We start from the raw sequence: 11,544 nt of genomic DNA, 5'->3' as shown, positions 1-11,544 counted from the left end.
CTCCAGGGCTGCTCCAGGTTGAAGGGCGACAACCGAGCCATGCAAAGCCTCTCAGCCCGGTTATCGGGTCCGTTTCAGCGGCTGCGCCATGGGCGCCACGGCGCCGTCAGTTGGTCTTGCAGAAACCGGGATCTTCGCCGTTGCAGATGTCGAGGCCGGTAAACAGCGGATCATCCACCTTCGTGCCCTTGATCAGCTTGATCATCACGTCGGGTGCCTTGTAGCCCATCTCGAAGGGCCGTTGACCGATCTGCGCATGGCTGCGGCCCTCGCGGAAAGCCTGGGTCTGCGGTGGCAGCGTATCCCCCGCCACGATCACCAGTTCCTTCGACTTCAGCTTGCTCATGACCTGGTCGGTGACCTGGGTATAGGCCTGTGGCGCGAACTGTGCCCACCCGCCGATCAGGATGAAGGCATCGAGCTTGGGATGGGCTGTAAAGACATCCGACATCTGCTGATTGGCTAGGTCCGCCTGGTCGTTGGTATAGACGGGGCATCCCTCGATTTCAGTCCAGCCGTTCTGTCCGCTCAGCCGCTTCACGTCCTTGGCTCCCGCAATCGTGTCACGGAAACCCTGGGCACGCGCATTGATGTTGGCGGCACCAACATTGCCGAGTTGCAGACACACCGTGCCACCCTTCGCCTTCAGCTTCTTCGTCTGCTCGGCCATCTTCACACCCATCAGATAGTTGTCGGTGCCGAGATAGGTCTTGCGCAGATCATGGTCTTTCTCGAGGAAGTCCGCATCGACGGTCATGACGGGAATTTGCGGCGCGATCTGGCGCACGCGGTTCGCCATGGCCGGCGCGTTCGACGGCGAGATTGCAATCGCTGCAACACCGCGCGTCAGCAGATCGTCGACAATCTGGACCTCACCCGCTTCGTCGGCCGAAGAGGCCGGTCCCGTATAGAGGCACTCGTATTCGCTCTTCGGATTTTCCGTCAGCCACTTCTTGCAGCCCAGATTGATCTGTTCGAAGAACGGATTGTCGAGTCCTTTGACGACGATGGCGAGTGTCTTTTTGCTCTCCGCAGCGCTCTCGCCGGCCAGCAACATGAGAATAGGTATTGCAGTGAATGCCAAATATCTTGTTTTCATTGCCTTTCTCCTCCTCTAAATCGCCGGCGAAACCCTCCTGCTCAGCCGGGATACCAAATGATGCGCGGATCATTTCCTGCACGCCTGTAGCTCCAGGCACGCTCGACAAGTCCTTCGACATCGATTTCCGGTTGCCAGCCGAGAACCATCCGGGCCTTTGAATTGTCGAGCCAGTTGCTGTGAAACGGTGTCGGGATGTCGCGGCGCTGCCGATCGCCGGAAGCCTCCAGGATATCGGCCAGCGCGCCGTAGTCGACCGGCTGGTCCATGGCGACGTTGAACAGCTCTCCATACGCGGCCGGATTGTCCAGCGCGACGATCATCGCGTTGACGAGATCATCGACATGAAGAAAGCTGCGCTTGAGATAGGCGCCGCGACCATCCCGCATGGCAGGTACGGCCCGGTTCTTCCCGAGCGCGTCGAGATCATCCGCTCCCATCATCGCCGACCACGGCGGCCCGCCGAACTGATCAGGACCGACCTCCATTGCGTAGCGGAAGTCGTCCTTTTCCATGATCCACGGAGCGCGAAGCGTGGTCCAGTTGAGACCCTCCTGGATCCCGAACTGTTCCACCATGGTCTCTTCCAGCACCTTGGTCAGGGCATAGACACCGCGATAGGCTCGCCTCGGCGACTGCTCCGTGATCGGTGCGCTGTAACCATGAAAAATGTGCCCAACGACACAATCACCGCTCAGCAGCATGAACTGCTGTTTCGCAGCCGAACGGCTGAAACCCTCCAGCAGGAGGTAGAGCCCCTTGAGAGCAACATCGATGGCCTGATCGGGCTTCTCTTTCACGGCAGCCAAGTGCAGCACATGCGTCACACCTCCGAGCGCCTTCCCGACAATCTGCGGATCTGCCATGGACCCCTTCACGACGGAGACACGGGGACCGGGTTCCAGGGCGCGGTTGTTGCAGAGCGCGACGACATTCCATTTCGCAAAGCGCGGATTGGAAAGGAAGGCGGGAAGGAAGGCTTGGCCCACCTTTCCGGTGGCGCCCGTCACGAGCAACCGCATCACCGCCCCCTTTTCGCTTTCAGGTTGAATAATTAATATTTGGTTATAATATTAAGTCAAGCATTATTGATACCGGTTTACGAGCCGGCAACCTGCAGGCTATGGTGCCAACAGAATGCCATCGTGGGATCAGCCGAGGGAGGGCGGAGCGTGTCACGGCTTTCATTGCATTCAATTTCAAAGAGTTACGGCGCAATACAGGCGCTGTCGCGTGTCAGTGTCACCGTCGAACCAGGGGAGGTTCTGGGACTGATGGGGGACAACGGCGCCGGCAAGACGACGCTTGTCAAAATTATCGCCGGCAACTTCCCACCATCGACAGGAGAGATCCGCGTTGATGACCAACCGGTGACCTTTCACAACCCACGCGACGCACAGCGACACGGCATCGAGGTCGTCTATCAGGACCTTGCGCTGTGCGACAATCTCTCGGCTGCCTCCAATGTCTTCCTGGGGCGAGAGACCATGCGCAGCCTCGGGCCGCTGCGCTACATCGACTATGCCAAGATGAACCGCGTCGCAGCGGAGCTGTTCCGGCAACTGAAATCGGAAACGAGACCACGCGATTTGGTGCGCCGCATGTCCGGTGGCCAGCGCCAGGCGGTTGCGATCGCCCGTACGCTGCTATCCGAGCCCAAGATCGTCATCATGGACGAGCCGACCGCTGCAATCTCCGTCCGCCAGGTGGCCGAGGTTCTCGATGTCATTCGCAGGCTGCGTGATCACGGCATCAGCGTCATTCTCATCAGCCACCGCATGCCCGACGTCTTCGGTGTTTCGGACAAGATTGCGGTGCTGCGGCGCGGCGAACTCGTCGCCAGCAAACGTGCCGATCAGTCGTCGCCCGAAGAAGTGACAGGATTGATCACCGGCGCCATCGAAGCCGCTTGAAAGGAGATCGCCATGACCACATTGGATGACGTGATTGCCCGCAGCGAGCATCGAAGCTGGATCTCACGCGTATCGAGCCGGCAGCTGTTCTGGGTCTTTATCGCTGCGGTCCTTGCCTGCCTCGCGCTCAGCATTCTAACGGACAGCTTTGCAACGGAGCGCAATCTCTTCAATGTTGCGCGCAACTTCGCCTTCGTCGGAATCATCGCGATCGGAATGACGACCGTAATCGCCTCGGGCGGCATCGATCTGTCGGTCGGCTCAACCGTCGTGTTGAGTGCCATGGTGATCAGCGTCACCATGGAGGGTGGCATGCCCTTCCTCCTCGCATTTCCTCTTGCGCTGCTTGCAGCCCTCCTTGTGGGCGTACTGAACGGCGTGCTTGTCGCCTATGCCGGAATGCCACCCTTCGTCGTCACCTTGGGCACTCTTTCGGCCGCTCGGTCCCTGGCCATGGTCCTGTCGGACAACAAGATGATCTGGAATTTCGGCCCCGACCACGACCTGCTGATCTGGGTCGGCGGCGGCTCGACGCTGGGCATACCCCACCCCCTGTACGTCCTCGCTGCGCTAGCCCTTGTAATGTCGCTGGTCTTCAGGTGGACCCGATGGGGGCAGCATCTGCTTGCGATCGGCAGCAATGAGAACGCCGCCATCCTGACAGGCATCCCCGTGCGGCGCATGAAGGTGAGTATCTATGGAGTGTCGGCTCTCACCGCCGGGCTCGCCGGCATTCTGATGGCTGGATGGCTCGGCAGCGTGACCACCAATCTCGGCCAAGGCATGGAGCTGACAGTGATTGCCGCGGCCGTCATCGGTGGTGCCAATCTGGCCGGTGGCGAAGGCAATGCGCTCGGTGCGGTCGTTGGAGCACTGTTGATAGAAGTTATTCGCAACTCTCTGATCCTGCTCGGCATCTCGACATTCTGGCAAGGAATGTTCATAGGTACCTTCATTGTGGTTGCCGTAGCCTTCGACCGTGTCCGGCACTTTCGATCCTGACACGGCACCATACCCCGGAAACCACGGTGTCCGACATGGAGAATGCCTTGAAACCGACGATGATGGACGTGGCCGCGCTGGCAGGCGTATCTCAGGCGACCGTTTCCCTCATTCTCAATGGCAGTTCCGGCGCCCGGTTCACCGAAGCCACCCGCAAGCGGGTCTTCGACGCGGCGGATCAGTTGGGCTATCGTCTCTCGAACAAGTCATCAGCAAGTTCCGGACCCGGCAGTGCGCCCGCCAACAAGGTAATCGTTTTTGCCGTCGACGAACTGACCACCGATCCATGGATGGCCCTTGCCTACGAAGGTGCCCGCGAAAAGGCACTCGAGCTCGGGATTATCGTCACACTTGGCGTCTTCCGCAAAGGCGAGGACCCGGATGGCGGCATCTTTTCGATCTGTGACGGACAGGCACTTATCGGCTACATTTTCGGCACTATTTTGACCCGCAAGATCGATCCGCCGGAACCGCTTCTGAAGGTCCCCTCTGTGCTGGTCAACTGCTACGATCAAGAGCGTCGGCTTCCGTCCATTCTGCCGGGAGACGTCGCCGGCGGCCGGGCGGCGACGGAACGGCTGATCAGCGCCGGGCGCAAGCGGATAGCCCTGATCAACGGCCAGGAAGGTCTCGACAATCCGCGCGACCGCTTGCGCGGATACAAGCAGGCTCTTGCCAGCAACGATCTCTCCTACGACCCCGACCTCGTGCACTATGGCAACTGGGAACCGCCGTCCGGATACGAAAAGACGCATGCGCTGATGAAGCTGAAGGATCCCCCGGACGGAATATTCTGCGCGAACGACCTCATGGCGCTCGGCTGTATCGAAGCGCTGAACGAACTCGGCAAGTCTGTCCCGGAGGATGTCTCCGTCGTCGGCTTCGACAACAGAGACATTGCCCAGTTCACGATGCCGCCGCTGACAACCTTCCATCTCCCGATGTTCGAGATGGGCGTAATGGCCGTCGAGCTGCTTTCCGATATGGCTGGCGGGCTGACCAGCAATCACGACCAGCTGAAGGTGGAGTGCCGACTGGTCGCGCGCAGTTCTGCCTGAGCTTAAACTGGCTGCTGCAAGGTTCGCGGCCAATAGAATGACTTGCTGAGCAGAAAGGACCGCCGGCGCGTCAGCCGATCCCGAGCTCCAATGCAGCGTCTGTCGCCCTTCTGGCAAGTTCCTGAAAATGCGCCACCCGGCCGCTGGTTGACCTGAAACAGATGCCGACCTGACGGGTCTCACTCCAGCCCTCGATTTCCAGGAGATGAACGTCTTCTGCGTTGCGGAACTCCGCCTGCGCGTAGAGTTCGGGAAACAGCGAGCAGCCCATGCCGATCGACACCATTTGTCTGATCGCGTCCAGGCTGGTACCGGCATAGTCGTCAATGACAGTCGCGCCGGACGCCTTCGCCAGTCGCTGAACGCTCTCGAGCAACTGGTGTCCGCTTCCAAGCGCCAGCAGACGCTCGCCTTTCAGCTCTTGAACGGAGACAGCCCGACGTTTTGCAAGCCGATGGTCAGCGGGAACGCCCAGCAGCAGCCGCTCCCTGCCGATCGGCACGAACATCAGGGGCCGCTCGCCGAATAAGGGGCCGAGGCCACAGTCGAGCGTTCCTTCCGCGACAGCGGTTTCGATCGCAGCAGGACGATCTTCGACGATGTAGATCTTCAGATCGGGGTATTGTTTATGCAAGGACGGTAGGAACCTGGGCAGGAAATACGGCCCGAAAGTCGGCGGCGTGCCCAGCCTGATGACGCCGCCAAGCGCTGCGCTGTGCTTTGCGACGGTCTCGAGCAGATCGCCCATAGCGGCAAGCGCTACGCGGGCACCATGCACAAAACGTTCCCCGACCGGCGTGAGGATAACCGTTGCCGACGTCCGCTCAAACAGCTGGACTCCCAGATTTTCTTCCACGATCCCCACTTGAACGGAGAGTGTTGGTTGCGAGACATGGCATTGCTTCGCGGCCTTTCCGAAATGACCACATTCAGCAAGCGCGACGACATATTCGAGTTGGCGAAGACTGGGGCGAAACGGCATGCTCAATAGTCGATCACTATCGAGACGATTTCAACAATCAATTGGCGCAATGACGATGGGATCGCCAGTTCAGTCTTTGATCAAAGAGGAGGTCGAAGAAGGAACTGGCTTTGACCTCGAAAGGCCATCGCGGCGCTCCGACTGAAACGCGCAAGCCCTCTTGATCGCGATCCAGTTCCATCCGCTACCGCGGGTCCTGCGCCCGCGGTTTACTCCTTGTGCCCCTGTCCGGGCCCCTCTGGCGAGAGCTGCCGGTCCTCTCGCGATGTCGGACGCCGCATCCACCGTGAACGACCGGCTGGAGTGTTCACATGGACTTTGCATTCTTCTTCGTAGACTGGCTGGGCAAGCCCGTCTGGATGTGGCTCGGTTTCCTGTCGATCGTGGTTTCCCTTTTGGCCTTGGACCTCGGCGTTCTTCACCGCGACAACCGCGAGATTGGTGTCCGCGAGAGCCTGATCCTGTCTTCGATGTATATCGCGCTCGGTCTTGCGTTCGGCGGCTGGATCTGGTGGCAGCTCGGCGGTGAGCAGGGGATGAACTACCTAACGGGCTTCGTAGTCGAGAAAACGCTGGCGCTGGACAACGTCTTCGTGATCGCGCTCATCTTCTCTTTCTTCGCAGTGCCGCGCAAATACCAGCACCGCGTCCTCTTTTGGGGCGTGCTGGGTGTGATCGTTCTGCGCGCCATCATGATCGGACTTGGCGCGACGCTGGTGTCGAACTTTTCCTGGGTCCTCTATCTCTTTGCCGCCTTCCTCGTCATCACCGGCATCAAGATGCTGTTGATCGGCGACAAGGAACCCGAGATCGGCAACAATCCCATTGTCGGCTTCATGCGGCGCAGGTTTAACGTTACGGAAGAGCACCACGGTCAGGATTTCTTCGTCAAGAAGCCCCATCCCACGACCGGCAAAGTGGTCTGGTTCATGACGCCGCTGTTCATGGCGCTCGTCATGGTCGAAATCGCCGACGTGATCTTCGCGGTCGACTCCGTCCCTGCGATCTTTGCGATCACGACCGATCCGTTCATCGTCTACACGTCGAATGTGTTCGCGATCCTCGGTCTGCGCGCACTGTATTTCGCACTCGCCGCGATGATCCATCGCTTTCGATACCTGAAGCCGGCGCTCGCAATCGTGCTGATCTTCATCGGCTCGAAAATCTTCGTCGCTGACCTCCTGGGTCTCGAAAAGTTTCCCGCTTCACTCTCGCTCGGTATCACCTTCGCGATCATCGCCTCCGGCGTTATCTGGAGCTTGGTGAAGACACGCGATACACGTGCCGGCAATACGGTCTAAGGGGCGGGACTGTTAGCCACAACACGCCCCAGCCTTGCAAGGCATCAATCGAGACAGCCGGAACGCTGGTAACAACCCGATCGCATCCGGCGTCACCCGTCTTTGGCGGACACGGCGTATCGGCCGTCGATGCGGTTCGGTCAGGCTACAAACGCAAAACACCCGCAGCTTATGGCTACGGGTGTTTTTCGATACTGATGATTTGGTTGCGGGGGCAGGATTTGAACCTGCGGCCTTCAGGTTATGAGCCTGACGAGCTACCGGGCTGCTCCACCCCGCGCCAAGCGAATTTGGCGTTGCCAAATTTCGCGTCTGCATCACAGCGAAGCTGTGATGCCTGTGCCGGAGCAAATCCTTTAGGATTTGTCTCCTGTCAGGGACGCACCGGCTACAGACCGAACGTCCCATTATTTCGTTAAACCCCAGCAACGACAAAAGGCCGCTTTGGGAGCGGCCCTTGGTTTGGCCAGGGGCCGGTTTGTTATGTGTGAGAAGATTGTTTGGTCCATCCTTATGGATGGCATTGCCTTTAATAGACCTGGCAGCGACCTACTCTCCCGCGTCTTAAGACGGAGTACCATTGGCGCAGGGGTGTTTCACGGCCGTGTTCGGAAAGGGAACGGGTGCAGCCACCCCGCAATGACCACCAGGTCGATTAAGGGCAATGTATGCGTGGCAATGGGCGACCATTGCAACGCTTTATCGAGAAGCTGGCGGAGGCGAACCCCCGTTTGTCTTAATTGAACACGTCTTTGTTTGCCGTCTGGTTTGTCGGAGCGTAGCTCCGCAAGGCCAGAGGCCGTCGCCGAACGTTCGGCGGCCCGTCCGGAGCGTTTTTCACGCGTCAGGACAAAACAGATGTCATCATCGAGGTGCGCAGCACCTTGATGAGCATAGTCAATGAGAACGATGAAGCCAATCGGGCTATTAGTAAGGCTAAGCTTCATGCATTACTGCACGTCCACACGCCTCCTATCAACGTGGTCGTCTTCCACGGCCCTGATAGGGAATACTCGTTTTCAGGTGGGTTTCCCGCTTAGATGCCTTCAGCGGTTATCCCTTCCATATATAGCTACCCTGCTATGCCGTTGGCACGACAACAGGTCCACCAGAGATATGTCCATCCCGGTCCTCTCGTACTAGGGACAGATCCTGTCAATATTCCTACACCCACGGCAGATAGGGACCGAACTGTCTCACGACGTTCTGAACCCAGCTCACGTACCGCTTTAATTGGCGAACAGCCAAACCCTTGGGACCTGCTCCAGCCCCAGGATGCGATGAGCCGACATCGAGGTGCCAAACAACCCCGTCGATATGGACTCTTGGGGGTCATCAGCCTGTTATCCCCGGCGTACCTTTTATCCGTTGAGCGATGGCCCTTCCACGCGGGACCACCGGATCACTATGACCGACTTTCGTCTCTGCTCGACTTGTCAGTCTCGCAGTCAGGCGGGCTTATGCCATTGCACTCGACGACCGATTTCCGACCGGTCTGAGCCCACCATCGCGCGCCTCCGTTACTCTTTCGGAGGCGACCGCCCCAGTCAAACTACCCACCATACACTGTCCCGGATCCGGATAACGGACCGCGGTTAGACATCCATGACGATAAGGGTGGTATTTCAAGGATGGCTCCACGAGAACTGGCGTCCCCGCTTCAAAGCCTACCACCTATCCTACACATGCCGACACGAATGCCAGTGTAAAGCTATAGTAAAGGTGCACGGGGTCTTTCCGTCTAACCGCAGGAACCCCGCATCTTCACGGGGAATTCAATTTCACTGAGTCTATGTTGGAGACAGCGGGGAAGTCGTTACGCCATTCGTGCAGGTCGGAACTTACCCGACAAGGAATTTCGCTACCTTAGGACCGTTATAGTTACGGCCGCCGTTTACTGGGGCTTCAGTTCAAAGCTTGCACCTCTCCCTTTAACCTTCCAGCACCGGGCAGGCGTCAGGCCCTATACGTCGTCTTTCGACTTCGCAGAGCCCTGTGTTTTTGATAAACAGTCGCTACCCCCTGGTCTGTGCCACCCCTTTCCACTTGCGTAAAAAGGGGTCACGCTTCTTCCGAAGTTACGCGTGCAATTTGCCGAGTTCCTTCAACATAGTTCTCTCAAGCGCCTTGGTATGCTCTACCTGACCACCTGTGTCGGTTTCGGGTACGGTCTATACGGTGGAGCTATTTCCTGGAACCGCCCCGCTGCACATCCAATCCAATAAGGAGGTACAACTTACGCGATCCGTCACTACCACCAGGCCCACGAATATTAACGTGGTTCCCATCGACTACGCATTTCTGCCTCGCCTTAGGGGCCGGCTAACCCTGCTCAGATTAACTTTAAGCAGGAACCCTTGGTCTTTCGGCGAGGGGGTCTCTCACCCCCTTTATCGTTACTCATGTCAACATTCGCACTTCCGATATCTCCAGAGGCCCTCACGGGTCCTCCTTCACAGACTTACGGAACGCTCCGCTACCACATACACTTGCGTGCATATCCTCAGCTTCGGTGCATGGCTTTAGCCCCGTTACATTTTCGGCGCAAAGACCCTTATTTAGACCAGTGAGCTGTTACGCTTTCTTTAAATGATGGCTGCTTCTAAGCCAACATCCTGGTTGTTTTGGGATCCTCACATCCTTTCCCACTTAGCCATGACTTGGGGACCTTAGCTGGAGGTCAGGGTTGTTGCCCTCTTCACGACGGACGTTAGCACCCGCCGTGTGTCTGCCGACTAGTACTCCTCGGTATTCGGAGTTTGGTTAGGATCAGTAAGACGGTGAGTCCCCATAGCCCATCCAGTGCTCTACCCCCGAGGGTATTCGGTCGACGCTCTACCTAAATAGATTTCGCGGAGAACCAGCTATCTCCGAGTTTGATTGGCCTTTCACCCCTAGCCACAAGTCATCCCAATCTATTGCAACAGATGCGGGTTCGGCCCTCCAGTTGGTGTTACCCAACCTTCAGCCTGCTCATGGCTAGATCACTCGGTTTCGGGTCTAATGCATCTAACTAAATCGCCCTATTCAGACTCGCTTTCGCTGCGCCTACACCTACCGGCTTAAGCTTGCTAGATACACTAAGTCGTTGACCCATTATACAAAAGGTACGCCGTCAGGCCCCTTACTAAAAAGAGCGCCCTCCGACTGCTTGTAGGCATCCGGTTTCAGGTTCTATTTCACTCCCCTTGTCGGGGTGCTTTTCACCTTTCCCTCACGGTACTTGTTCGCTATCGGTCATGCACGAGTACTTAGGCTTGGAGAGTGGTCTCCCCATGTTCAGACAGGATTTCACGTGTCCCGCCCTACTCAAGGACAATGTCTGTTCTACGCTTACGGGGCTATCACCCACTCTAGCCAGGCTTTCCAACCTGTTCAGCTTTATTCAACATTGCCACTGGCCTGGTCCGCGTTCGCTCGCCACTACTTACGGAGTCTCGGTTGATGTCCTTTCCTTCAGGTACTTAGATGTTTCAGTTCCCTGAGTTCGCTTCTTGTCCCTATGTATTCAAGACAAGATACCTTATTAACAATACCTAGAAATCTAAACCGTCCCGAAAGACGACTTAAACTTTCTAGGTATTTAAGGTGGGTTGCCCCATTCGGAGATCCATGGATCAAAGCTTATTCGCAGCTCCCCACGGCTTTTCGCAGCGTATCACGTCCTTCTTCGCCTGTGCATGCCAAGGCATCCACCAAATGCCCTTAAAACACTTCATCGTTCTCATTGCCAATGCTCATCAATATAGCTCACCCCAGAGGAGCAAGCGGAAGGGCTACCTTTTACAACCCAACCTTCTCATGATGCCATCAACGTGTTCGATCAGGCCACTTTATTGGAACCACGCCGAGCGGTTCACTTGTGTCCTGATCTTTAAGACCAGCTTCTCGAGATTAAATCCGGGTCCGCGCGGTTAGCAAACGGACATCAATAAGTCGTCAGAGGTGGTTTAGGGCCAAGCCCCAAAACACCAACAACGACCGACCAGAGTGACATGCTTCCTACCTACTCCAGCTCTTCCTCCAGATCCGACCGGCTAGGTCATCCTTGGTATCATCAGAACCGGGCTCGGACATCTTTGGGTCAAAACCCAAAAATACCTGGAAGCATCCAGATCAATCTTCTCTTCACAATTTTGCAGAACAGGCAGCACTCCTAAAAGTGATGCAAACTTTTATTTCTTCAGAA

Annotated in this window: 7 protein-coding genes, 1 tRNA gene and 2 rRNA genes; 4 read left to right on the top strand and 6 right to left on the bottom strand. The window is 57.2% G+C overall.

Features of this window, described 5'->3' with window-relative positions; all coding sequences use genetic code 11:
- Positions 1-106 precede the first annotated feature (106 nt).
- Positions 107-1,099, bottom strand: a complete 993-nt coding sequence (locus ACQY1J_RS04710) for a sugar-binding protein (RefSeq protein WP_430250826.1) — start codon at positions 1,097-1,099, stop codon at positions 107-109.
- A gap of 41 nt (positions 1,100-1,140) precedes the next feature.
- Positions 1,141-2,121 carry an NAD-dependent epimerase/dehydratase family protein gene (locus tag ACQY1J_RS04705; RefSeq protein ID WP_430250825.1) on the bottom strand — a complete coding sequence of 327 codons (981 nt, stop codon included), beginning with the start codon at positions 2,119-2,121 and terminating at the stop codon, positions 1,141-1,143.
- 120 nt (positions 2,122-2,241) lie between these two features.
- Here ACQY1J_RS04705 and ACQY1J_RS04700 point away from each other — a divergent pair, with 120 nt between their 5' ends.
- From ACQY1J_RS04700 to ACQY1J_RS04690, 3 genes are read left to right on the top strand one after another with little or no spacing between them, the layout of a single operon-like run.
- A complete protein-coding gene (locus tag ACQY1J_RS04700; RefSeq protein ID WP_371816223.1) occupies positions 2,242-3,012 on the top strand; it encodes an ATP-binding cassette domain-containing protein in 771 nt (256 codons plus the stop codon).
- Positions 3,013-3,024: 12 nt separating this feature from the next.
- A complete protein-coding gene (locus tag ACQY1J_RS04695) occupies positions 3,025-4,014 on the top strand; it encodes an ABC transporter permease (RefSeq protein WP_430250824.1) in 990 nt (329 codons plus the stop codon).
- A gap of 35 nt (positions 4,015-4,049) precedes the next feature.
- Complete coding sequence (locus ACQY1J_RS04690; RefSeq protein ID WP_430251857.1) at positions 4,050-5,072, top strand: LacI family DNA-binding transcriptional regulator; 1,023 nt, start codon at positions 4,050-4,052, stop codon at positions 5,070-5,072.
- A 70-nt stretch (positions 5,073-5,142) separates the two neighbouring features.
- Here the strand turns inward: ACQY1J_RS04690 and ACQY1J_RS04685 are convergent, their stop codons facing one another.
- On the bottom strand, positions 5,143-6,054 hold the full coding sequence (locus ACQY1J_RS04685; RefSeq protein WP_430250823.1) for a LysR substrate-binding domain-containing protein: 912 nt from the start codon (positions 6,052-6,054) through the stop codon (positions 5,143-5,145).
- Between the two features lie 311 nt (positions 6,055-6,365).
- Between ACQY1J_RS04685 and ACQY1J_RS04680 the strand changes: the two genes are divergently transcribed.
- Positions 6,366-7,355 (top strand): TerC family protein, encoded by a 990-nt coding sequence (locus ACQY1J_RS04680; RefSeq protein WP_430250822.1) that lies wholly within the window; start codon positions 6,366-6,368, stop codon positions 7,353-7,355.
- Positions 7,356-7,558: 203 nt separating this feature from the next.
- Here ACQY1J_RS04680 and ACQY1J_RS04675 read toward each other — a convergent pair.
- The 3 genes from ACQY1J_RS04675 to ACQY1J_RS04665 form a co-directional block, all read right to left on the bottom strand.
- Positions 7,559-7,635 (bottom strand) — tRNA-Met (locus ACQY1J_RS04675).
- A gap of 256 nt (positions 7,636-7,891) precedes the next feature.
- A 5S ribosomal RNA gene (rrf, locus tag ACQY1J_RS04670) occupies positions 7,892-8,006 on the bottom strand.
- A 255-nt stretch (positions 8,007-8,261) separates the two neighbouring features.
- Positions 8,262-11,075 (bottom strand): 23S ribosomal RNA (locus ACQY1J_RS04665).
- Positions 11,076-11,544 lie beyond the last annotated feature (469 nt).

Source organism: Neorhizobium sp. DAR64860/K0K1 (genome assembly GCF_050500205.1).
GTDB lineage: Bacteria > Pseudomonadota > Alphaproteobacteria > Rhizobiales > Rhizobiaceae > Neorhizobium > Neorhizobium soli.
The sequence above is the reverse complement of the archived record's forward strand: the minus strand, read 5'-3'. Positions and strand labels throughout refer to the sequence as shown.

Bases quoted from the DNA above. Each gene is read 5' to 3' on its own strand.
- ACQY1J_RS04695 (WP_430250824.1), top strand. From the start codon at position 3,025: ATGACCACATTGGATGACGTGATTGCCCGCAGCGAGCATCGAAGCTGG.
- ACQY1J_RS04710 (WP_430250826.1), bottom strand. From the start codon at position 1,099: ATGAAAACAAGATATTTGGCATTCACTGCAATACCTATTCTCATGTTG.
- ACQY1J_RS04690 (WP_430251857.1), top strand. From the start codon at position 4,050: ATGGAGAATGCCTTGAAACCGACGATGATGGACGTGGCCGCGCTGGCA.
- ACQY1J_RS04705 (WP_430250825.1), bottom strand. From the start codon at position 2,121: ATGCGGTTGCTCGTGACGGGCGCCACCGGAAAGGTGGGCCAAGCCTTC.
- ACQY1J_RS04685 (WP_430250823.1), bottom strand. From the start codon at position 6,054: ATGCCGTTTCGCCCCAGTCTTCGCCAACTCGAATATGTCGTCGCGCTT.
- ACQY1J_RS04680 (WP_430250822.1), top strand. From the start codon at position 6,366: ATGGACTTTGCATTCTTCTTCGTAGACTGGCTGGGCAAGCCCGTCTGG.